This is a genomic window from Mesorhizobium sp. LMG 17147 (genome assembly GCF_024297145.1).
GTDB lineage: Bacteria > Pseudomonadota > Alphaproteobacteria > Rhizobiales > Rhizobiaceae > Mesorhizobium.
The window spans coordinates 105,504-128,544 of sequence record NZ_JANCTC010000006.1 but is presented as its reverse complement, the minus strand read 5'-3'; the positions used below and the strand labels follow the sequence as shown (position 1 = coordinate 128,544).

General features: G+C 62.2%; 19 protein-coding genes and 1 pseudogene. 10 read left to right on the top strand and 10 right to left on the bottom strand.

Features of this window, described 5'->3' with window-relative positions; genetic code table 11:
- Positions 1 to 5 precede the first annotated feature (5 nt).
- Positions 6 to 1,166, bottom strand: coding sequence for an MFS transporter (locus NMG46_RS13750; RefSeq protein WP_254818185.1), 1,161 nt, complete (start codon positions 1,164 to 1,166; stop codon positions 6 to 8).
- A gap of 209 nt (positions 1,167 to 1,375) precedes the next feature.
- Here NMG46_RS13750 and NMG46_RS13745 point away from each other — a divergent pair, with 209 nt between their 5' ends.
- The 4 genes from NMG46_RS13745 to NMG46_RS13730 all read left to right on the top strand — a co-directional run bounded on the left by NMG46_RS13745 (position 1,376) and on the right by NMG46_RS13730 (position 8,667).
- A complete protein-coding gene (locus NMG46_RS13745) occupies positions 1,376 to 2,953 on the top strand; it encodes a trimethylamine methyltransferase family protein (protein WP_254818184.1) in 1,578 nt (525 codons plus the stop codon).
- Positions 2,954 to 3,085: 132 nt separating this feature from the next.
- A complete protein-coding gene (locus NMG46_RS13740; RefSeq protein WP_254818183.1) occupies positions 3,086 to 5,659 on the top strand; it encodes an FAD-dependent oxidoreductase in 2,574 nt (857 codons plus the stop codon).
- 88 nt (positions 5,660 to 5,747) lie between these two features.
- The gene (locus NMG46_RS13735) at positions 5,748 to 7,325 is read left to right on the top strand and encodes a glycosyltransferase family 39 protein (RefSeq protein ID WP_254818182.1); all 1,578 of its coding nucleotides are present in this window, start codon (positions 5,748 to 5,750) and stop codon (positions 7,323 to 7,325) included.
- A 25-nt stretch (positions 7,326 to 7,350) separates the two neighbouring features.
- Complete coding sequence (locus tag NMG46_RS13730; protein ID WP_254818388.1) at positions 7,351 to 8,667, top strand: Xaa-Pro peptidase family protein; 1,317 nt, start codon at positions 7,351 to 7,353, stop codon at positions 8,665 to 8,667.
- A gap of 121 nt (positions 8,668 to 8,788) precedes the next feature.
- Here the strand turns inward: NMG46_RS13730 and NMG46_RS13725 are convergent, their stop codons facing one another.
- The gene (locus NMG46_RS13725; protein WP_254818181.1) at positions 8,789 to 9,589 is read right to left on the bottom strand and encodes a phosphate/phosphite/phosphonate ABC transporter substrate-binding protein; all 801 of its coding nucleotides are present in this window, start codon (positions 9,587 to 9,589) and stop codon (positions 8,789 to 8,791) included.
- 84 nt (positions 9,590 to 9,673) lie between these two features.
- Positions 9,674 to 10,684: a fatty acid desaturase gene (locus NMG46_RS13720; protein ID WP_254818180.1), complete on the bottom strand. Its 1,011-nt coding sequence runs from the start codon at positions 10,682 to 10,684 to the stop codon at positions 9,674 to 9,676.
- A gap of 229 nt (positions 10,685 to 10,913) precedes the next feature.
- On the opposite strand from NMG46_RS13720, the gene NMG46_RS13715 reads away from it, so the two are divergent.
- Positions 10,914 to 11,756 carry a helix-turn-helix domain-containing protein gene (locus tag NMG46_RS13715; protein WP_254818179.1) on the top strand — a complete coding sequence of 281 codons (843 nt, stop codon included), beginning with the start codon at positions 10,914 to 10,916 and terminating at the stop codon, positions 11,754 to 11,756.
- A gap of 88 nt (positions 11,757 to 11,844) precedes the next feature.
- Positions 11,845 to 12,861, top strand: coding sequence for a betaine--homocysteine S-methyltransferase (bmt, locus tag NMG46_RS13710; RefSeq protein WP_254818178.1), 1,017 nt, complete (start codon positions 11,845 to 11,847; stop codon positions 12,859 to 12,861).
- Between the two features lie 149 nt (positions 12,862 to 13,010).
- Here the strand turns inward: bmt and NMG46_RS13705 are convergent, their stop codons facing one another.
- The 5 genes and pseudogenes from NMG46_RS13705 to NMG46_RS13685 form a co-directional block, all read right to left on the bottom strand.
- On the bottom strand, positions 13,011 to 15,131 hold the full coding sequence (locus tag NMG46_RS13705) for a VWA domain-containing protein (RefSeq protein ID WP_254818177.1): 2,121 nt from the start codon (positions 15,129 to 15,131) through the stop codon (positions 13,011 to 13,013).
- Positions 15,132 to 15,133: 2 nt separating this feature from the next.
- Positions 15,134 to 15,694 (bottom strand): RNA polymerase sigma factor, encoded by a 561-nt coding sequence (locus NMG46_RS13700; protein WP_254818176.1) that lies wholly within the window; start codon positions 15,692 to 15,694, stop codon positions 15,134 to 15,136.
- 67 nt (positions 15,695 to 15,761) lie between these two features.
- A pseudogene (locus NMG46_RS13695) lies at positions 15,762 to 16,169 on the bottom strand (dienelactone hydrolase family protein); the annotation flags it as partial.
- An 86-nt stretch (positions 16,170 to 16,255) separates the two neighbouring features.
- The gene (locus NMG46_RS13690; protein ID WP_254818175.1) at positions 16,256 to 16,945 is read right to left on the bottom strand and encodes a hypothetical protein; all 690 of its coding nucleotides are present in this window, start codon (positions 16,943 to 16,945) and stop codon (positions 16,256 to 16,258) included.
- Between the two features lie 89 nt (positions 16,946 to 17,034).
- Positions 17,035 to 18,609 (bottom strand): trimethylamine methyltransferase family protein, encoded by a 1,575-nt coding sequence (locus NMG46_RS13685; protein WP_254818174.1) that lies wholly within the window; start codon positions 18,607 to 18,609, stop codon positions 17,035 to 17,037.
- Between the two features lie 309 nt (positions 18,610 to 18,918).
- Here NMG46_RS13685 and NMG46_RS13680 point away from each other — a divergent pair, with 309 nt between their 5' ends.
- Complete coding sequence (locus tag NMG46_RS13680) at positions 18,919 to 19,617, top strand: B12-binding domain-containing protein (protein WP_023676506.1); 699 nt, start codon at positions 18,919 to 18,921, stop codon at positions 19,615 to 19,617.
- A gap of 81 nt (positions 19,618 to 19,698) precedes the next feature.
- Here NMG46_RS13680 and NMG46_RS13675 read toward each other — a convergent pair whose 3' ends face one another.
- Positions 19,699 to 19,839, bottom strand: coding sequence for an entericidin A/B family lipoprotein (locus NMG46_RS13675; RefSeq protein WP_023676507.1), 141 nt, complete (start codon positions 19,837 to 19,839; stop codon positions 19,699 to 19,701).
- A 64-nt stretch (positions 19,840 to 19,903) separates the two neighbouring features.
- Between NMG46_RS13675 and NMG46_RS13670 the strand changes: the two genes are divergently transcribed.
- Complete coding sequence (locus tag NMG46_RS13670) at positions 19,904 to 20,533, top strand: DUF1638 domain-containing protein (protein ID WP_254818173.1); 630 nt, start codon at positions 19,904 to 19,906, stop codon at positions 20,531 to 20,533.
- Positions 20,534 to 20,541: 8 nt separating this feature from the next.
- Here the strand turns inward: NMG46_RS13670 and NMG46_RS13665 are convergent, their stop codons facing one another.
- Positions 20,542 to 21,465: an NAD(P)-dependent oxidoreductase gene (locus NMG46_RS13665; protein WP_254818172.1), complete on the bottom strand. Its 924-nt coding sequence runs from the start codon at positions 21,463 to 21,465 to the stop codon at positions 20,542 to 20,544.
- 121 nt (positions 21,466 to 21,586) lie between these two features.
- Here NMG46_RS13665 and NMG46_RS13660 point away from each other — a divergent pair, with 121 nt between their 5' ends.
- Complete coding sequence (locus NMG46_RS13660) at positions 21,587 to 22,162, top strand: DUF4893 domain-containing protein (protein ID WP_254818171.1); 576 nt, start codon at positions 21,587 to 21,589, stop codon at positions 22,160 to 22,162.
- A 77-nt stretch (positions 22,163 to 22,239) separates the two neighbouring features.
- Complete coding sequence (locus NMG46_RS13655) at positions 22,240 to 23,034, top strand: formyl transferase (protein ID WP_254818170.1); 795 nt, start codon at positions 22,240 to 22,242, stop codon at positions 23,032 to 23,034.
- The last annotated feature ends 7 nt before the right edge of the window (positions 23,035 to 23,041 follow it).

Here is a 23,041-nt window from a genome sequence, read left to right as displayed (position 1 = left end):
GGCATTCACGCCATCCGTCTTCGAATGACCGTTACAACTGCCAGCGCCAGGCAAATGGCACCGAGCGTCATTGGCAGGCCGCCGGCGCCAACAACATCCATGGCGCTGCCCGCCAGCGGCGGCACGGCGATGCCGCCGATGCCCCACATCAAAGAGAAGGCGGCATTGCCGGCGACCAGTGCCGAGCCGGTGAACCGCTCGCCGAGCTCGATGATCGACATCGTGTAGATACCGTACGAAACCGCGCCCCAGACGAAGACGCACGGCCAGATCAGCGGCGTCTCGATGAGAACCGGCAGCAGCGCGCATCCCAGTACCGTCATCGAAACACAGATGAACCGCACCAGCCGCGCCGTCAGTCGTTCCGCCAATAGCCCGAGGGGCACCTGCATAGCGATATTGCCGGCGATCATCACTGACAGCAGCGCCGACATGCGCGCTTCCGCAATGCCATAATGTGTTCCGTAGACCGGCAGCAAGGCGAGCACCGCCTGTTCGAAACCGGCGGCCACAATCACCGCCGATAACAGCAGCCACGCCTGCGGCACGAACCCCAGCACCGAAACCCGGTGCCCGCTCTCGTCGACCTTGGGCAGCCGTGCCAGCACCGAGGCGAGGCAGGCGCCGCAAAACAGGAATGCGCCGATGCCGACCAGAAACGGCGGCCATCCCACGGTGCCGACCGCAAGCAGGCACAGCGGCCCCGCCGCAAAGCCCGCCGAAATGATGGTCGAATAGATGCCCATGACGCGGCCGCGGCGTGCCGGCGGCGCCAGTGCGATCACCCAGACTTCGCTCAGCACGTAGAGCGGGTTGGTGACGGCGCCGATCAAAAAGCGCAGCGGAAACCACAGATAGACATTTTGGGTCCAGCCGATCAGCGCGAGCACCAGCGCGGAAAGTGCCGCGCAAGTAAGCGCGGTGCGCCCTGCCCCGAAACGCCGCGCCAGCGCCGGAACCAGCGGCGACGAGACGATGAAGCCGATCGGCGTCATTGCCGCCGACAGGCCGATTATGGCCGGCGAGACGCCCTGGCGCTGCAGGATGAAGCTCAACAGCGGATAGCTCAGCCCTTGCGCGATGGCGAACACCGAGACGGTGGCGATCACGCCGGTGATCGCCGCCCATTGCCCTATTTCGCCGCTGCTTTGTTCCGCCCGGTCCATGATGCAGGATTAGCGTTTCGGTTCCGTCGCGGTAAGCACCGGCAACGAAAACCGCTTGCGCCAGCCGGAACGCGATCAAGAGGCTGGCGATCCCGCCGGCTGCCCCAGGGCATGTCGCTTCCCTCGCCCTAGTGGTCGCCGCCTCCGCAATGGCCGGACGGCCGGCGGTCCATTATGCCGCCGCATTGCCGCAGCGTACGAGGACTATCATGACCGCCGCCCTTCAGCCCGCCGAACCGGCACTGGCAAACGACCGCGCCCGTCGCGGCGGCCGCGCGGGGAAGCGTGCCGGCGGATCGACGGCGTTTGAGCAGCCGCCGTTTCGGCAGTTGAAGAACCCGCTGACGCCGACCCGGCTGGTTTCCGACGACGAGCTGGAATCAATTCACCTCGCCTCTCTGCGCGTGCTGCGGGAAATCGGCGTCGATGTGCTGCATGACGAAGCCCGGCGCATCATGAAGGCGCATGGCGCCGATGTCCGCGAGGGCAGTGAGCGGGTGCGCTTCGACAGCGACATGATCCTGGAACTGGTTGCCCATTGCCCGCCGGAATTCACCATCCACGCCCGCAACCCGGCGCACAATGTGCGCTTTGGTGGCGATAATCTGATCATCTCGATGATGGCGTCGGCACCCAATTGCTCAGACGTCGACCGCGGCCGCCGGCCAGGCAACCAGCAGGACTACCGCAACTTCCTCAAGCTTGCGCAGATGCACAACATATTGAACTGCACGGGCGGCTACCCGGTCGAGCCGATCGACATCCATCCGTCCGTGCGCCACCTCGAATGCATCCGTGACCTCGCCACGCTGACTGACAAGATGTTCCACATCTATTCGCTCGGTAAGGAGCGCAACGTCGACGGCATCGAGATCACCAGGATCGCGCGCGGCATCAGCCATGAGCAGTTGCTCGCAGAGCCGTCGGTATTCACCATCATCAACACCAATTCGCCGCTCAAGCTCGACGTGCCGATGATGGAAGGTATCATCCAGATGTCGAGCAAGGGCCAGGTGGTCATCGTGACGCCCTTCACCCTGTCCGGCGCCATGGCGCCGGTGACGATTGCCGGCGCGCTGGTGCAACAGAATGCCGAGGCGCTGTCCGGCATCGCCTTTGCGCAGATGGTGCGCAAGGGCGCGCCTGTCGGCTACGGCGGCTTCACCTCGAATGTCGATATGAAGTCCGGCGCGCCGGCCTTCGGCACGCCGGAATATATGAAGGCGCAGCTGGTCGGCGGGCAGCTCGCCCGCCGCTACAACATCCCCTACCGCACCTCCAACACCTGCGCCGCTAACACGGTCGACGCTCAAGCCGCCTATGAAAGCGTGTTCTCGCTGTGGGGCGCCATCCAGGGTGGCGGCAATCTGATGATGCATGCGGCCGGCTGGCTCGAAGGCGGCCTGCGCTGCTCCTACGAAAAGACCATCCTCGATATAGACCTGTTGCAGATGGTCGCCGAGTTCCTGACACCGCTCGATCTTTCCGAGGAAGCGCTCGGTTTCGACGCCATCCAGTCGGTCGGCCCCGGCGGCCATTTCTTCGGCACCCAGCACACGCAGGACCGCTACAAGACCGCGTTTTACGCGCCAATCATTTCCGACTGGCGCAATTTCGAGAGTTGGGTTGAGGCCGGATCGCCGACCGCACTCGAAAAGGCCAATCGCGTGTGGAAGGAACGGCTGGCGTCCTATGAAGAGCCTTATATGGACCCGGCAATCCGCGAGGAGCTCAACGCTTTCGTCGACAAGCGCCGGGCCGAAGGCGGCGCGCCGACCGATTTCTGATCATCGGATGAGTAGTCGACCCCCACTCCGTCTTGATGGCAGGCTGGCCGAAAACATCGCTGTATTCGACCTCCGCTTTGTTTTCGCGCCCCGCTCACTCGATTCAATCTCTTCGAAAACGGAACTATCTTCATGAAATCTCATGCAAAAGCGGTTGTCATCGGCGGTGGGGTCGTTGGCTGCTCGGTGCTCTATCATCTGGCCAAGGCTGGCTGGACCGACATCCTGCTGATCGAGCGTTCGGAGCTCACCTCCGGCTCGTCCTGGCATGCGGCGGGCGGCTTCCATACGCTGAACGGCGATCCCAACGTCGCCAAGCTGCAGGCCTATACGGTGCAGCTTTACAAGGAGATCGAGGAGATTTCCGGCCAATCCTGCTCGCTGCACCTGACCGGCGGCGTGATGATGGCCGACACGCCCGAGCGCATGGACTTCTTGCGGCTCGCCCACGCCAAGGGCCGCTATCTCGGCATGGATACGGAACTGATCACGCCGTCCGAAGCCAAGGCGATGTTCCCGCTGATGGACGAGACGAATTTCGTCGGCGCCATGTGGGATCCGGTCGAGGGCCATCTCGATCCTTCCGGCACCACCCACGCCTATGCCAAGGCCGCCAGGAAGCTGGGCGCCGAGATCGTGCTGCGCAACCGCGTCGTCGAACTGACGCAGGAGGTCGACGGCACCTGGAACGTCGTCACCGAGCAAGGCACGGTCAAAGCCGAGCATGTCGTCAACTGCGGCGGCCTGTGGGCGCGTGAGATCGGTCGCATGGTCGGCGTCGAACTGCCGGTGCTGGCCATGGAGCACATGTATCTCCTGACCGAGCCGATGCCGGAGGTCGAGGAATTCAACAAGTCGACCGGCCGCGAGATGATCGGCGTGCTCGATTTCAAGGGCGAGATCTATACCCGCCAGGAGCGCAACGGCATCCTGCTCGGCACCTATGAAAAGGCCTGCAAGCCGTGGTCGCCGGTCAACACGCCGTGGGATTTCGGCCACGAGCTGCTGCAGCCCGACATCGACCGCATCGCGCCGTCGCTCGAGATCGGCTTCAAGCATTTCCCCGGCATCGAGAAGGCCGGCATCAAGCAGATCATCAATGGTCCCTTCACCTTCGCGCTGGACGGCAACCCGCTGGTCGGCCCGGTGCAGGGCCTGACCAATTTCTGGTGCGCCTGCGCCGTCATGGCCGGCTTCAGCCAGGGTGGCGGCGTCGGTCTCGCACTGTCCAACTGGATGGTCCATGGCGATCCGGGCTTCGACGTCTGGGGCATGGACGTGGCCCGCTTCGGCGAATGGGCAACGCTGCGCTACACCAACGCAAAGGTGCGCGAAAACTATTCGCGCCGTTTCTCCATCCGCTTTCCCAACGAGGAATTGCCGGCGGCAAGACCAGCGCAGACAACCCCGCTCTACGACACGATGCTCGCCAATAACGCCGTCATGGGCGATAGCTGGGGGCTCGAAACCCCGCTCTGGTTCGCGCCGAAAGGCTCTGAGCCGAAGGACATCGTGTCCTTCCACCGTTCCAACGATTTTGGCCCGATCGGCGAGGAAGTGCGAGCCACCCGCGAGAAGGTCGGCGTCACCGAGATCGCCAACTTTGCCAAATACGAAGTCTCCGGACCAGGGGCCGAGGACTTCCTCAACCGGCTGATGACCAATCGCATGCCGAAGACCGGCCGCATCGTGCTGACGCCGATGCTGAACGAGTTCGGCCGGCTGATCGGCGACTTCACCATCGCCAAGGCGGGCGAAGAACGCTTCATGATCTGGGGTTCTTCGGCAGCGCAGAAATACCACATGCGCTGGTTCGAGAAGCATCTGCCGAAGGATGGAAGCATCCGCATCCACCGCTTCGACCAGACGCTGGTCGGGTTGTCGATCGCCGGGCCGAAATCGCGTGACCTGCTGCAGAAACTGGTCGATGTCGACATCTCGACCAAGGCCTTCCGCTTCATGGATTTCAGCGAGATGGCGGTCGGCGGCGCGCCCTGCATGGTCAACCGCATCACCTACACCGGCGACCTCGGCTATGAGATCTGGATGGCGCCCGCCTACCAGCGCCTGGTCTACAAGGCGATCAAGGAGGCTGGCGAAGAGTTTGGCCTTATCGATTTCGGAATGCGGGCTTTGCTCTCGATGCGCCTTGAGAAGAACTTCCCGACCTGGTTCCGCGAGCTACGTCCGATCTACGGACCATTCGAAGGCTCGATGGACCGCTTCATCAAGCTGGAGAAGAACGATTTCATCGGCCGGGAGGCGGCAGCCAGGGAACAGGCGGCAGGGCCGAAGCTGCGCCGCGTTTCCTTCATCGTCGATGCCGCGGATGCCGACGTCATGGGCGACGAGCCGATCTGGGCCAAGGTCGGCGGCAAGGATTACGGCACGGTGCAAAAGCCGCATGGCTACGGTGCGCCGCGCTTCGACGCGGGCGGCAAGGAAGTGCGCGGCTCGAACGCCGCCGAAGGCGCGTCTGCCGTGCGCGGCATTGTGGACGGCGACTGGCGCGTGGTCGGCTGGGTTACCTCCGGCGGCTATGCGCATTATGTCGAGAAGTCGATGGCGCAAGGCTATGTACCGGCAGCGCTTGCCGAGAACGAGAGCGTCGGACTGTTCGAGATCGAAATCCTTGGCCACCGGCGTCCCGCACGCATCAATGTCGAACCGCCGTTCGACCCGAGCGGCGAAAAGATGAGGACGTAGGCGCAGCCAGCCGGTCGCATTGTGCGGAGCATGCTCTTCATGCTAGCGCAGCCGGCAACACTCTGCTGGCAAGGGCGATGAGATTTCATTGAAGTACAATCTGAGATGGGCCGAGTGGCTGGCCGAGGGACGGATCGGCCCGTTCCCGGCGGCGATCGTCATGGTCGCGGCTTACTTCGCCTTGCAGACCATCATACTGTCCCTGTTGAGCTCTTGGGCGGGAACCGGCGTCGGCATCGATGATGCGGAGCAGCTGATCTATATACCGTATCTCTGGGCTGGATATGGCGGCTCGCAACCACCCCTCTACACCTGGATCAACTGGCTGGCCGCGCATGTTTTCGGCACCAGTATCTTCACGCTGAAGCTCGTCAAATACTCCGTGCTGTTCCTCGCCGCCTGCAGCGTGTTCGCCGCCATGCGGCGGTTCGGCTACACCAAAGCGACAGCGGCGGCGGCCATGTTCGGCCTGTTTACGATCCCGCAGATCGTCTGGGAATCGCAGCGCGCCTTGTCGCATTCCGTCGCCGTCGTCGCCTTCTGCTCGCTGCTCCTGCTTGCCATGGCCTATCTTCTCGAGCGGCGAAGCATGGCCGCCTATGCGGCGTTTGGCTTGGCCACGGCGGCCGCAATTCTTGCCAAATATAATGATGTCTTCCTCGTGGTGGCCCTTGTTGCGGCAGTGCTGTCGCTGCGCGAATGGCGCAGCGTAATCCTCGATCCGAAGTTCGCCATCAGCATAGCGGTCGCGATATTGGTGCTGGCGCCAACCACCTATTGGAGCCTCATGCATCCCGCCGATTTATTGTCGAGAGGCGAGAAGTTCGGAATAGACTCGCAACGAGGGCGCATGGCGGCGGCTTTTGTCGGTGCCGGCAAGTTTGTCATGGGAACCTTCAATTTCGCGGTCTTGCCGGTGCTCGTTTCCGCGCTGGCTTTCGGGCTGGCCGGGTTTCGTTTCTCCGAGTGGCACCCGAAAGGTCCGGCTCGGGAAATTCTGTTGCGGCGTGCCTTGGCGCTCGGCTTGGCCATGCTTGCAATACTTGTACTGGCCACCGGCGTGACGGTGGTCAAGGACCGCTGGCTGCTACCTGTCCTGTTCATGTTGCCGCTGGCCATCGTCGCCACTATGGAACGGCTGGCACCGCACGGCAGGAATGCGCAGCTCCTGGTAATCGCGGCTGGAGCGATCATCGCCGTGCTCCTCGCGCCCGCCACCTGGTACGTCCAGATAAACGGGACCAGTGGTCTGTCGCGGATGATCCGCGTGGATTACCCCGCCCTCTATCGCCAACTGACTGCGGACGGACCGGTCAAAACCGCAATATCTGATGGTGCATGGGTCGGAAACCTGCGGCTGGTCGACGAAAAACTGGTCGCACTTGACCAGGAAGTGCCTAATTTCGAAATGCTGATGCAGGAGCCGGCCGTACTCGTCTGGCTTGACCGCGACGATCCGCGTCCGGTCATTTTGGACCAGCTCAAAGCGGCCGGCTATGAGCCGGACGGCCAGCCGCGGCAAATGATGGTTCCGCTGTTGCGTGGCACCGGCAAGTCCACCCGGCCCGGCGCCTATGTAAGATTGAAGAGAATGGCGGTGGGAGGAGCCACGGCGCCAAAAGAAGGCGTTAGCGGAGGAGCCGACGGTGGACAGGAACCCGACTGACCGGCCCCGTCATCACCGCAAGATCATGCCGTTCGAGCCGGACGGCTCGAACGATGTGCTGCGCAAAAAATCGCGGCTGAAGGCCGCTGAACTCAACCAGCATGCGCTGGGCTATGGAGCGCTGGCGGAAACCGAATGGCAGGCGGCGGGAATTGCTGCTCCTGACCTGCCCGCCATGCGCCGATACCGGCTCGAGCGCATCCGCGCCGAGCTGAAGCGCCGCGACTATGCGGGAGCCTTGCTCTACGATCCGGTCAACATTCGCTACGCGACGGATGCGACCAACATGCAGCTCTGGGTCGCACACAATCGGACCAGGCATTGTTTCGTCGCCACCGATGGGCCGGTGGTGCTGTTCGACTATTTCTCCTGCAAGCACCTTTCCGATCATTCCGGCGTCGTCGACGAGGTGCGGCCGGCGGTGTCGTGGGCTTACCTCTACAGCGGCGAGCTGACCGGTCAAAAAGTCCGCCGCTGGGCAGCCGGCATCGCCGAGCTGGTATTGGAACATGGCGGCGGCAATCGCCGCATCGCCGTCGACCACATCAATCCCGAGGGCATCGAAGAACTCGCCCGTCTCGGCATCTCGACCGGCAATGGCGAGGCGGTGATGGAAAATGCGCGGCTGATCAAATCGCCCGACGAGATCCTTGCCATGCGCCGGGCGATCGTCGCTTGCGAGGCGGCGATGGGCGAGATGGAGCAGGCGCTGAGGCCTGGCATCTCCGAGAACGAATTATGGGCCGAACTCCATCGCGGCAACATCGCGCGCGGCGGCGAATGGATCGAAACCCGGCTCCTGTCGTCAGGTCCGCGCACCAATCCATGGTTTCAGGAGTGTTCGTCGCGGACGATCGAGGCCGGCGAGCTCGTCGCTTTCGACACCGACCTGATCGGTCCTTACGGCTTCTGCGCCGACCTTTCGCGCACTTGGCTTTGCGGTGACGCGCCGCCCTCGCAGGAGCAGCGCGACCTGTTCCGAATCGCCGCCGACCAGATCGCCCACAACACGGAGCTGATGCGGCCGGGCGTATCGTTCCGCGACCTCGTCGAGCGCTCGTCAGTGCCGCCGGGGGACTGCTTCCCCGCCCGTTACGGGGTGCTCTATCACGGCGTCGGTCTTGCCGACGAATACCCGACCTTGCCGCATGCTAGCGACTGGACCGACGACACACCCGACGGGGTGCTCGAACCTGGCATGGTGCTGTGCGTCGAGAGCTATATCGGTCGACTTGGCGGCTACGAAGGCGTCAAGATCGAGGAACAGATACTGATCACCGAGTCCGGCAACGAGAAGCTTTCGACCTACCCGCTCGACAATCGGCTGCTTGGCGGCTGCTAATGCATGTCGCGTAAAAGCATGCCCTCGGGCTTGACCCGAGGGTGGGCAGCAGTTTTGCGATAACGACATGCATAAACAGGAATCTAAAGTGCTCGCATGAGGCCGACCGAACGCGACGCGGTTATGTGAGCGCTGCGATCGCCTCGCGCATCGTGGTAACGATCGTTTCCGGCGTTGTCTTGGCCGTGATGAACGGCAAGCCTTTGCGACGCCTTGTCCAGCCGACGACCGTCACCTTGTGCGCCGCAGGCTCGAAACGTTGCGCCAGCGCCCAACTCTCGCAGTCGATCGCCGCGACGTCGGCCCTGCCCTCGGCAACAGCAACGATCGAAGCACGGTGCCCACAGCTTTCGCTCAACGCGGAAAAGATGTCCAGACTCTCGCCCAATGCTTGCAGGTCGCGAGTTGGCGCGATGATGCCCGACATGGAATCCAAGCTGTTAAAGGTGAAACGCTGGCCGCGCAGCAGATCGAGCGGAATGACGGCACCGCCGTCGGCCGGCGACCTTGCCTGCGGTGCCTCGCCCGCTCTCATGATGATAGCGCTCGAATAGAGTTCGCCCTGTCCACCCTCGAAGGCGTCGTAACGCGGCTGACCGACGAGCTGGACACGTTGCGACAGGCCGAGTTCCATCGGTCCCCAACAGGTTTGCGCAAGGAGCAGCGCCGGGTGCAGCCAGAGCCGGTGAAAATCCAGCTCGTCCGGCGGCAATGTCGCCGGATCTGGCGCGACGGGTTTTCCCTGATCGTCTCGGATACCGCCAGGCACTGGAGGCAAATCGCCATTGCGGCGGATGATCGTCTCCGGCGCATCGATGCCTCTTTGTCTGAAGGTGTCGCGCAACCGCGCCCATTGCGCGTCGACCTCGTCCCGCGCTTCCGGCCAGTCATACATCGGCAAAGCCGCAATGAATTCGCTCATGTCGGGGATTTGACCGTTATGCGGGGAAATTGACAAGTTCAGGAAAGCGTCGTCCGCGCGGAACCGCCTGCAACAACGCAAGAATCACTCTTTCGGCGGCTCGGCGGGTACCGGTGCGCTGCCAAGCCCATTGAGGCTGCGTGCCCTGACACGCGGCTTGAATGCGCGTCCCGGCTCCGGCATGCGCCGCAGCACGGGATGGACGACCGGCTCCTTCGCCTTGAAGGCATAGGCCTTGAGCAACGCGAAATAGTTCGGATAGGCGTAGCCATTGTTCATCCGCAGCCACTCGTCGCGGCGGTCGCGAAACAGCTTCGGCAGCCTGTACCAGGCCACCGTCGGGCTCTTATGATGGACGAAATGCAGATTGTTGTTGAGGAACAGGAAGGACAGCGGCGAGCGCTCGACGATGATCGTGCGGCCTTCCGGATGTTCCGACCATTGGTGCTCGGCGTAGGTGCGGATCGAAATCAGCGATTGTCCCAGCCATACAGGCACCAGAACGTAAAGCCACAACGGCATGCCGAAGCCGAACTGCACGATGGGCAGCACGATGGCGAGGCCGATAGCGTGCAGCAGCCAGGCCTTGCGGACGACCTTGTCGCCCGCGGCAACCTGCCTGGCGTCGCCGATGAAGAACCCTATGCAGGACAGCCACGGGCCCAGCACGAAACGGCCGAGCATTGTGTTGTTGATCTTCAGCAGGAATTTCATCGCCGACGGCAGCTCCTCGTGCTGCCAGAGCGCCTTGTAATAGCTTTCGGGATCGTCAAGCGGATCGGTCAGGCGCTCGTCTGCATGGTGGCGCAGGTGAATGGTCTTGAACCGGCGAAACGGCCAGACAAGGCCAATCGGCAGGAACACAAACGCTTCGTTGAGCCGCGCGTTCCGGGTTGGGTGGCCGTGCAGGACCTCGTGCATCAGCGAGGATTGCAGCGTCGCAATCAGGGTCAGAAAGACGAGCGCCAGCAGCGGGTAGGATGGCCAGAGCAGAAAGCCGGCAGCGAGCCAGCCGCCGTAGCAGAAAAGTGCGAGAAACACCGTCGGCCATTCGATGGTCGCCGCGCCATGTCGCCTGTTGCCCATGCTCGTCATGCTATCGACCACTGCCTTCCAGTCGCCGGAACCCGTTTGATTCCTGACAGCATTGTGTCAGGAGCGTTGCATCGGGGCAACGCGATAAAGCGCACAAACTGTTGCGATTGCGCATTTTCAGCTGCATATGTTATGCATTGTAAACAAGGAACCGGATTCATTTACGCCTGAAGCTCCGCATTCGCAGGTTTCAGCGCAAATTTGTCCTCCTATCGAGTGGGACGGCGATTTGGACAAGCGCGACCTGTCGACGATCTTTCGCGAGCGCCTGAAAATGCTCTTGACAAGGTCCGATTTGAACCAATCAGCGTTCGCCGGTGCGGTTGGCATCGACCGTTCGGCACTGTCGCAGCTGCTCTCCGGCGGCTCGACCCGCCTTCCCCGTGCTGAAACGCTGCTCAACATCGCCGCCGAATTCAAAGTCTCGCTCGACTGGCTGCTCGGCCTCAGCCACGACGAGGGCGTCACCGGTGAAATCCGCGAGAGCCTTGAGATCGAGGAGGCGCCGGACGGCTTCGACCGCACGCTGCTGGCTCGCTGGCATGCCGAGGCGGCGGGAACGAAAATCCGCTACGTGCCGGCCGGCATTCCCGATCTTCTGCGCACCGAGGCGCTTGTCGACTACGAAGCCGTCATCGCCAACAAGAGCCGCGAGGCACAGGCCGGCGAAACGCAGTACCGCATCGACTACAACCGACGGCCGGAAACCGACATGGAAGTCTGTATGCCGCGCCACACGCTGGAGATCTTCGCGCGCGGGCTGGGCGTGTGGGACCGCTTTCCGGAAGCCGACCGCCACCAGCAACTCCTGCACATGGCGACACTGCTCGACGACCTCTATCCCACCTTCCGCCTGTTTCTCTATGACGGGCGGATGCGCTATTCGATCCCCTACACGATCTTCGGACCTTATCGCGCTGCCATTTACGTCGGCGACATGTATCTGGTGCTGAACGCCACGCAGCCGATCCGCATCCTGACCAGCCATTTCGACAATCTGATCCGTGCCGCGGACGTCAACGCGCATGAGGCGGCCAGCTTCACACGAAAGCTGGCGGAGATGCGATTTTGACCGGTTGTTTCCCGCGCCGACATTGACGTCACATAAAGAATTCTTTATATCGTTATCTCAATAATTCTCCGGGAAGGCGTATTCCACAATGACCAATCCGATCGACGCGCTGCTTGCCGAAAAGGGCGTCCTGCTCGCCGATGGCGCCACCGGCACCAATCTGTTCGCCATGGGCCTTGAGGCCGGCGAGGCTCCCGAGCTCTTGAACGAGACCGCTCCCGACACCATCACCAGCCTGCACCAGAACTTTGTCGATGCCGGCGCCGACATCATCCTGACCAACTCTTTTGGCGGCACCCGCCATCGGCTCAAGCTGCACCATGCGCAGGACCGGGTCTATGCGCTGAACAAGCGCGCCGCCGAGATCGCAAGCGCCGTTGCAAAAAAGGCCGGCCGCAAGGTGATCGTGGCCGGCTCGGTCGGCCCGACCGGCGAGTTGCTGGTACCGCTCGGCGCCATGACCTATGATGAGGCGGTCGAGGCCTTTGCCGAACAGATCGAAGGCCTGAAGGCCGGCGGCGCCGAAGTCGCCTGGATCGAGACCATGTCGGCGCCCGACGAGATCCGCGCCGCCGCCGAAGCCGCCATCCGCGTCGGCCTGCCGTATACCTATACCGGTTCCTTCGACACCGCCGGGCGTACCATGATGGGGTTGCTGCCAAAGGACATTCACGGCGTCGTCGATGGCCTGTCGCAGACGCCGCTCGCTGTCGGCGCCAATTGCGGCGTCGGCGCCTCCGACATTCTCGCCTCGCTGCTCGACATGACTGAGGCGAAGCCGGAAGCAACGGTGATCGTTAAGGGCAATTGCGGCATTCCCGAATTTCGCGGTGCCGAGATCTACTATTCGGGCACGCCCGAGCTGATGGCCGATTATGTGCGCCTCGCCGTCGATGCCGGCGCCAAGATCGTCGGCGGCTGCTGCGGTACCTCGTTCCAGCACCTTGCCGCCATGCGCAAGGCGCTCGATGCGCACACCAAGTCGGATCGCCCGACCGTCGAGCAGATCGTCGAACGCATCGGCCCGATGCGCAACAAGCAGGCTACGGTCAACGTCGCCGAGACCAGCGAAGCCCGCCGCGAGCGGCGCCGCGGACGCGCCTGACGCTTTCGTCTGCGACATGGTCCGCGCGAAGCAGTGCGGCGGCGAAAAAAGGCCGGCAAGGTTTCCCTCGCCGGCCTGCCTCACCCGCCCGTAGGCCGGCTCCCCCTATCAGAACGATCCCATCTGAAGGAAACCGGCCGTCATTGCCACTACCGGTTACCCCCGAGCGCCGAGGCAAGGCGCACAAGCGAGAGGAACTCGGACCGGTATCCAAACGGGTCGGCTCCTCTGGCGGCGGTGGCAATCTGCATGATCTTGTCGTAGCCGAACTTCGCGGTCGCATCCTCGTCGCGCAGCTTCTGGCCGAAAGCAGCAACCGCAACGGAGAAACGCTGGTCGGTGCTGGCCTGGTCGAACGACGCCACTTCGTTGGCTGACGTTACTGGCGTGGTGATCAGCTTCGAAGTGTCCTCGTTCGGCAGCTTGTAGCGGATCTTGACGAAGGCATATTCGTCGGCATTGGCAACACCGCCATTGTTCACCGAGGCCTGGCCATAGCGCAGTTGATCAATCTGTTCGCCGCCGCTGCCCTTAGGCGTGATTTCGTAGATCGCTGTGACCGAATGGCCTGAGCCGATCTCGCCGGCGTCGACCCGGTCATTGTTGAAATCCTCGCGATTCAAGGCGCGGGTCTCGTAGCCGATCAGCCGGTACTCCGAAATCTTGTTCGGGTTGAACTCGACCTGGATCTTCACGTCCTTGGCGATGGTGAACAGTGTCGAGGAGGCATCCTCGACCAGTACCTTCTCGGCCTCCGCCAACGTATCGATATAAGCAGCGGTGCCATTGCCGTTCTGGGCGATGGTCTGCATCATCTGATCGTTCAGATTGTCGCGGCCGAAGCCGAACACAGACAGGAATACGCCTGTCTTGCGCTCCTTTTCGATCAGCCGCTTCAGATCGTCATCGTCGGTCTGGCCGACATTGAAATCACCGTCGGTGGCGAGCATCACCCGATTGATGCCGTCCTTGACGAAGGATTTCTGCGCCAGCCTGTAGGCTTCCTTGATGCCGGCCTCGCCTGCCGTCGAGCCGCCGGATGTCAGATTGTCTATGGCGGCGAGGATCTTGTCCTTTTCCGAAGCCTTGGTGGGCTCCAGCACGATACCGGCATCGCCCGCATAGGTGACGATCGAGACGGTGTCGTCAGGTCTCAGCTTGTTGACCAGCAGTCGGAAGGCCGACTGCAGGAGCGGCAGCTTGTCCTGCTCGTTCATCGAGCCCGACACATCGATCAGGAAGACCAGATTGGCCTTGGGCTGCTCGGCCGGCTTCACGTCGAAGCCCTTGATAGCGACATGCATCAGCTTGGTGTGCTCGTTCCACGGCGTCGGCATGACGCTGACGGTCGAGTTGAACGGCGCCGAGGCGGAGTCCGGTCCCTTCCAGTCATAGGGGAAGTAGTTGACCATCTCCTCGACGCGCACCGTATCGGCTTGCGGAATAAAACCTTCCTTCAGCGAGCGCCGCACGAAGGAATAGGAAGCGGTGTCGACATCGATAGAGAACGTCGAGACCGGATCTTCCAGCGCGGCATGCACCGGATTGGTCTTGAAATTCTCGATGCGATCGCGGTTTTCCTCTTGCGGCAGCATCTGGTCGGCCGGCGCAGCGGCAGGCTGCTGTGCCATCAGCTTGGGCTCGGCAACCGTGCCAGGCATGCGTCCGACCCGCGCGCCGCCATCGACGGCCGGAGCCGCGGTGCTGGTGCCGCCATTCAGCACAAACTCGCCACTCTGCGCCGGTTCGGGAGCATTGCGGGTGAGCACGTCCTGCTGGGTCAACCCGCCGACTGCGGTCGATTCCGCTTTCGGCGGCGATGTCGGCGCCACAAGCGCCTCGCCGGCGTTACGGCTTTCGCTGTCGGCGTCCGCCTTCTTCTGCTTGTCTGCTTCGGCCACGACCGGCGGTTTGACGGCCGCCGGCTTGTCGGCCAGTGTCTCGGTGATCTTATCGTCCCCGCCGAATTCGGGGCCGCTGAATTTGGATTCCCCAAGCATGTACATGGCAGCGTATCCGGCGATCGGCAGGGCAACGAGCCCGGCGATGGCCGGCGTGGCGAAGAGTTTCTTTTGCATGATTTCGCTCCAGAGCCTTTGTGCTCGCTCTGTGAGACGAAGCCCGCTTGTCGATCCTTGGGCGGCCGGTAAAGTTTTTTCTTCCATGTCATAGGCGCGCAGCGCGGCCTGGAGGGCACGCGCCTTTGCGTCCGCGTCCGGCGCCGGTGCCGCGATGTCGCGCAATTTGTTGAGTTCGTTGTCGTCGACCATGGTCACACTTCCCCGGCTGAACGCATCAGCGTCTTCAGCCGTTTCTTCGCTTCATGGATGTGCCAGGAAACCGTCGTCTCCGAGATCGCCATCGCCTCGGCGGCGGCTGCATGGCTCAGCCCTTCGCCATAGACCAGCAGCACCGCGTCGCGCTGCTTGTCCGGCAGCTTGCGCACCGCCGCCCAGAGCGCCTCGGCCGGGTCTTCCGGCTCAGCCGAGATTTCCCCCGAAATCAGGACATAGGCGCCATAGGCATCGGTCTTGACCGTCTCGCGGGCGGTTTTGCGCATCATGTCGCGCGCCGCATTCAGCGTCATGGCGTAGAGCCATGTCGTGAAGGCGCCGCTGCCATGATAGTCGCGGATCGCCCGGCCAAGCCGGACGCAGACTTCCTGGGCGATATCCTCGGCGTCGGCCTTTTTCCCGCACCAGCGATAGGCGGCGCGATAGACGAAACCGTAGTGCCTTTCGAGCAACTTGCCGAAAGCACCCCGATCTCCGCCCTTCGCCCGCCCGATCAGTTCAGCGTCGGAGGCTTCGCTTTCGTCCAGCATCATCGCCATCATTGCCTGTTGGACGAAGGCTAATGGCTGTTCCTTGGGGCGATGGAAAGAATTTTCTGGCGCGCCGTCACGTCGTAACGGTTGGCGTGCCCTGACCGAGCGTCTCCGCGAACAGCGTCGTCAGCCGCTTCCAGTGGCGCTCGGCGCCGGCTGCATCGAAGGCGCTGTGGTCCGGCACGCACCAGCCGTGCGCCATGCCGGCATAGTTCTCGATGACATGGTCTGCCTCGGCCGCGCGCAGCGCTTCGGCCAGCCGCGCGGCTTGCGCGGGCGGAAAGCTGCGATCAGTGCCGGCCGTACCGATATAAACCCTTGCCTTGAGCGAAGCGGCCTGCCGGTGCGGACTGTCGGCAGCGTCACCAGCCAGATTGCCGCCGTGGAAACTGGCCGCCGCGACGATGCGGCCGGGATAGCTGGCCGCTGCGTTCAGCGCCCGCGCTCCACCCATGCAGTAGCCGACAATGCCGACCGGCCCGACGTGCGATAGATACCGGCGGTGACCGTCGCCGCAAGCTGTAGTGAGGCGATCTGCTTCAAGATTTCGTGCGGCATTCGGCGACGCTACAGACGCGCGAATGCTGCCATGTGAAAGGCCTGAACTTCGGCCGGATAGCGATAGTCGGTGCCGTAAGGACAGGCGTTGCGATCAAGGCAGCCGCCGGTCCGGCAGGGCGCGCCGTTTTGCCCGCGCACATGGGCCAGACAGGTTTCATGTGCAAAACCATCCGCAGAATAAGCCTCTACCGGACAGGATTTCAGGCAAGGTTTTTCCAGACATGTATCGCAAAGGTGAATCATGTCGCGGGGTTCTTGGAGCGCAATTTCGTCTTCGAACAGCAGCGCGCCGCGATAGGCATGCCAGAGCCCATATTGCGGATGCATGAGAATGCCGAGCGGTGACGGCTTCAACCCCTCCGCACGCATCGCCCATTGCTGGAATGGCAGATAAGGCCTGTCGGACGGCGACACCGCGCGCGCCCCGAATTTTCCGGCCACCGCGCCGATCACTTCGCGCGACCATCTGTCGAGCGGATCGTCGATCGGCTGTGACTGTTTCTCCAGCCAGCGCATGAAGTGCGGCCAAGGTGCGGCACCCGCCTGGCCCACCAGCAGGACGGATTTGGCGGTAGTGCCGGAGAGATCGGAAGGCGCCTTCTCAGCGCCTGCAAAATTGAAGCCGCCGCGAAGCACGAGACCGTGTGCGGAAAGTGCCGCCGCGATGGTTTCGACCATGCTGCGCTCGAGGATCATCCCTTCTTGTCCGGGTCGGAGAAGGCGCTCCGCCAGACTTCCTTGTGGATGATGTTGGCGACTTTAGCCCCGCCTGATTCGGGCTCCTTTCAGGTGAAGGCGTCGGCCATCGACGCCTTCTTCCTGGCAATGAAATCCTTCAGCCCGTCGTCGATACCCGGATCGAGATGCGGCGCCTCGTAGCTTTCCAGCCAGCGGCGGGCGAGCTCGTTGGCGCGCTGCGGCGCGGTTTTTTCGCCTTCGGCCAGCCATTGCTCGTAAGAATTGTTGTCGGCAATGTTGGAACGATAGAATGCCGTCTGGAAATTGGCCTGGGTGTGATCGCAGCCGAGATAATGGCTGCCCGGGCCAACCTGGCGGATGGCGTCCATCGCCTGGCCGTTTTCCGACAGGTCGACGCCTTCGGAGAACTTCTGCGTCATGCCGAGCTGGTCGATATCCATCATGAACTTTTCGTAGCAGGAGGCGAGACCGCCCTCGAGCCAGCCGGCCGAATGCAGCACGAAATTGGTGCCGGCGAGGATCGTCGAGTTCAGCGTGTTGGCGCTCTCGTAGGCGGCCTGCGCATCGGGGATTTTTGAAGCACAGAGCGAACCGCCGGTGCGGAACGGCAGGCCGAGCCTGCGGGCAAGCTGTGCGGCGCCATACGAGACCAGCGACGGCTCCGGCGTGCCGAAAGTCGGCGCGCCCGACTGCATCGAGATCGACGAGGCGAAGGTGCCGAACAGCACCGGCGCACCCGGCCGGATCAGCTGTGTGAACGACGCCCCGGCCAGAACCTCGGCCAAAACCTGTGTCAGCGTGCCGGCGACCGTCACCGGGCTCATCGCACCGGCAAGGATGAACGGCGTGACGATACAGGCCTGATTGTGGCGCGAATAGACCTTCAGCGCTCCCAGCATGGTCTCGTCGAAGACCATCGGCGAGTTGGCATTGATCAGGCTGGTCAGCACCGTGTTGTTCTCGACGAAATCGTCACCAAACACGATCTTGGCCATCGCCACCGTGTCTTCAGCGCGCTCGGGCGCGGTCACCGAGCCCATGAACGGCTTGTCCGAATATTTGATATGGCTGTAGACCATGTCGAGATGCCGTTTGTTGACCGGCACGTCGACCGGCTCGCAAACCGTGCCGCCCGAATGGTGGATCGACGGCGCCATATAGGCGAGTTTCACGAAATTCCGGAAATCCTCGATCGTCGCATAGCGCCTGACGCCGTCGAGATCGCGCACGAAGGGCGGTCCATAGACTGGCGCGAACACTGTCGCGTTGCCGCCGATCTGCACCGAGCGCTCGCCGTTGCGAGCGTGCTGGGTGTAGACGGACGGAGCGGTCTTCAACAGCGAGCGGCAGAGGCCCTTGGGGAAATGCACCCGCTCGCCCTTGACGTCGGCGCCCGCCTCTTTCCAAAGCTTTAGCGCCTCGGCGTCGTCGCGGAAGATGATGCCGATCTCCTCCAGCACCGTGTCGGTGTTCTTTTCGATCAGCGCCAGCCCTTCCTCGTCCAGCACTTCATAGACGTTGATCTTGCGCTTGATATAGGTGAGCTGTGTGCCGGGGCCGCCGCCCGAACGTGCAGCCCGTCGGGCTGCGGCGCCACCGCTGGCAGCGCGTCCGCGCCGCGCGTTTGACGCTTCCTGATCGACCGGCGCGTTCTCACTCATAATCGTTCTTCCCTGGCTGTCGTTCTGGCCTTGATTTACTCCGGCCGGGCTCTTGTACCGGCCTGAAATCCGTTTGCGGCCGCATATTGCGGTCTCCGGCCGGATCGTAGCCATGCACCCTATTCGAAACGGCCCGCCAGCGCCAACGCCTGTCGCAAAATCGACAAGAATTCCAAGAGATTTACGGTCGCTTTCGTTTTGCGGGAAGTCGCAAATCAGCTATGGACAACCGGCCCATGCGGGTTAGGTATTGGCGCGATATTTTTAAGCTGCCGCGATAGTTGTAGCCGGCAAGGAGCCTGAGAAAAAATGGCCGACGACGAGATCATCCTTTCGGAACTCTCCGACGACGAGTTGGTGCAGCAGATGCACGACGATCTTTATGATGGGTTGAAGGAAGAAATCGAGGAAGGCACCAATATCCTTCTCGAGCGCGGCTGGGCGCCTTACAAGGTGTTGACCGAGGCTCTGGTCGAAGGCATGCGCATCGTCGGTGAGGATTTCCGCGATGGCATCCTGTTCGTTCCCGAAGTGCTGCTGTCGGCCAACGCGATGAAGGCCGGCATGTTCATCCTGCGTCCGCTGCTTGTCGCCACTGGCGCACCAAAGCAGGGCAAGATGGTGATCGGCACCGTCAAGGGCGACATCCACGATATCGGCAAGAACCTGGTCGGCATGATGATGGAAGGCGCCGGCTTCGATGTCATTGACCTCGGCATCAACAATGCGGTCGAAAAATATCTCGATGCCATCGAAAAGCACCAGCCCGACATCATCGGCATGTCGGCGCTGCTGACGACGACCATGCCTTACATGAAAGTCGTCATCGATACGATGAAAGAAAAAGGCATTCGCGACGACTATGTTGTGCTGGTCGGCGGTGCGCCGCTCAACGAGGAATTCGGCAAAGCCGTCGGTGCCGACGCCTATTGCCGCGACGCCGCGGTGGCAGTCGAGACCGCCAAGGACTTCATGAAGCGCAAGCACAACGTCCGCGCTTCGGCCTGAGCCAATAAGTCCGGCACCAACGAGAAAAGCCGCGCCTTGCAGTGCGGCTTTTTTATTCCCAAATGTTTAGAGCCGTGCGGATCAGGGTTTCTTGACGGTATCGTCAACAGCCTTAGCAGTGGATTTGATGTCCTTACCGACGCCGCGCACCGTGTTGGCGCAGGCCGAAACAGCCAAGGCGCAGGCGAGAATAGCGATTGGCGCAACGCGGAACAATTTCATGAATGGTGTCTCCCTCAGCATATAAATTCGCTGGACAGCAACGAAGATGGATTAGACTGGTTCCATGACTACCGCGCGAAAACAACAATCCGATCAGGGCGACAGGCTGCTCGTCATCGCCTGCGGGATGATTGCGCGCGAGGTTTTGGCGGTCAAGGAGCAGCTTGGGCTCGACCATCTCGACCTGACCTGCCTGCCAGCGGAGTTCCACTTCTATCCGGACCGTATCGCGCCGGCCATGGACAAGGCTATCGAGAAGGCCAAGACCGACGGCTACAGACACATCTTCGTCGGCTATGCCGATTGCGGCACGGGTGGCTTGCTCGATCGGATCTGCGAGAAGCATGGCGTCGAGCGCATGGCCGGGCCGCATTGCTTTGCTTTCTACCAGGGCATGGATACCTATGCGAAGGTCGCCGATGATGACATGATGTCGTTCTACATGACGGATTTCCTCTGCCGGCAATTCGATGCCTTCTTCATGAAGCCGCTCGGCCTGGACAAGCACCCGGAGCTGATCAAGGACTATTTCGGCAACTACGAGAAGCTGATCTATATCGCTCAGACCGACGACCCGGAACTCGACAAGGTCGCCGAAAAGGCGGCGAAAATGCTCGGCCTCGCCTACGAGCGGCGCTCGACCGGCTATGGTGACCTGACGAAGGAACTGGCCAGCGCTGCAATCCTGGCTTGACGGTACTTCTAGGCAAGGCCTTCTTCAGCTTCGAGCCCGGCGAGCACATCGGCAAAGCTCGTCTTGCAGACGAAACCCAGCCGGTCCCTCGCTCGCGACGCATCGTAGACCCGGTCGATCGACGAAAAAATCGTCCAGCCTTTCTTCGCGTAGAGTGCCGGATAATCCGGAAAATAGCGTGCGACGACCGATGGTGCATCGGCGATCAATGCCGCGCAATCCTCGGGCTGGAACGGTGTTGGTGCCGAAATGATGAAGATGTCGAAGCCCAATTGCGGTGCTTTCTCCAAGGCAGCGATATGGGCATCGGCAGCATCCTCCACCGTCAGCCGGCGAAACAAAAGCTCATTGGCTTTGGTGTTGGCATCCGACTGTTCGATCACGTGCGCCATATCGTCTGCTTCGGGAAAGAACCGAGCGGTGCGCAGTACGATCGACGGAAGGCCGAACTGGAGCTGGTAAAGGCGACAAAGATGTTCCGCGGCAAGCTTGGTGACGCCATAGATGTTGCGTGGCTCCGGCGACATGTCTTCCGTCAGCCATGCCGCCTTGCGCGCGCCTCCTGTGAAACCGGCGCGTATGGCCTCGGAAATCATCAGCGATGTCGTCGACGTAAACACGAAGCGCTGAACCGCGAATGCAGCGGCCGCATCGAGCAGGTTGAGCGTGCCGCGCACATTCGTCTCGACGAAATCCTCGTTGCGATAACGTTCGATGTCGGGCTTGTGCAGCGCGCCGCTGTGGATGATGGCCTCGATGCGGTTCTCCTCGACCGCCTGCATGACCAGGTCGCGATCGGCGACTGAGCCGACGATTGGAGTTTCCGAAGACGGAACGGGATCGAGGCCAGTGACGTCATGGCCGAGGGCCCGCAGGCGCGGTGCCAAGGCGCTGCCTAGCCAGCCCGACGATCCCGTCAGCAAGATCCGCATTCTTTCCACCTCGTTTCCGCTGTCGATGCCCAAGCACGGATGACAGAACGTGGCGAAACATTAAGGTATGCGCCAGACAAGAAAACGGGCTGCTCCAGCCATCAACAGGGAAACGCCACCGATGATCGCTCGCCTCATGTTTGCCGCAGCAACTGTCCTCTGCTTGACCATGCCCGCGTTCGCCGACGGCGAGGTGCAGAAGTTGATAACGGCTGCCGACAAGGCGCGGCTCGACAAATATGGCGAGACGCGCAAGGCAGCGCTTGACGAGGCGAAGGCCGGCGATCCAGCCGAGGTCAAGCAGCTCGACGCCTTGCTGGCAAAGCCGCTGGTTTCCTTCTCCGACAACGACCTGACCGGCAAGTGGCAATGCCGCACCATCAAGGCCGGCGGATTGAGCCCGCTCGTCATCTATGGCTGGTTCAAATGCAAGGTGAGCGACGACGGTTCCGGCTGGAGACTGGAAAAGATCACCGGCTCGCAGCGCACCAAGGGCCGCTTCTTCGACGATGGCGAGAAACGCGCGATCTATCTCGGTTCCTTCTACGTCAACGACGATCCGGCAAGGCCCTACGGCAGCGGCCCGGAAAGCGATCAGGTCGGCTATGCCTTCCGCAGCAGCGCCAGCGAATGGCGCATCGAGTTCCCGGCGCCCTATTACGAATCGAAGCTCGACATCCTCGAACTCAAGCGCTGAGCCCCGATCACCAAGGGTTAACCCGGTCAGCCTAGCATTCGCACGCAAAGAACAGGTCTTTGCGGAGGTCGCGAACCATGGCACGGTCGAAACCAAACCAACGACCGATCGTCGTCGTCACCGAAGGCGGCTCGCATATCTGGGCGATCGTCAACGCCATCGCTGACCACCTCGGGCCTGTCAGTGTTATCCTCGAAGCACCTGAATCCAAAAAGCAATTGCTTCTCGGACGGGCGCGGCGGCAAGCCTGGGCCTCGGCCATCGGTCAACTCGGCACGATGATGCTGACCCGGCTCGGCAAGCGCTTCTTCGCCCGCCATGCGGCGCGGCTTGCCGCCGAGCAGAAGCTGCAAACCGAACCGAAGCCTGGGCAAAAGATCATCCACGTCCCTTCGGCCAACGCGCCGGAATGCCTGCAGGCGATCGCGGAAATCCAGCCGGGTGTGGTGCTGCTCGCGGGGTGCCGCTTGCTGTCGCTGCAGACGCTGGCAAAAATCCCTTGCCCGGTCCTCAACTACCATGCCGGCATCGCCCCGAAATATCGCGGCATGAACGGCGGCTACTGGGCGCTGGCTTCAGGCTCCGCTGAGAACTTCGGCACCACCGTCCATCTCGTCGACGCCGGCGTCGACGCCGGCGTCGACACTGGCGGCGTGCTGCGGCAGACGCGTGGCAAACCGCAGCCGGGCGACACAATTTCAAGCTACGCGTTGCGGCAGGCGGCGTTCTCGCGCGACATTTGCGTCGAGGCGGTCAGAGATGCGCTGGCCGGCAAGCTCGGCACGGTCGAGCCCGGCCTGCCTTCGAAACAATGGTATCACCCGACGGTCTGGTCCTATCTCTGGACCGGGATAAGGAACGGCGTCTGGTGACGCGCCG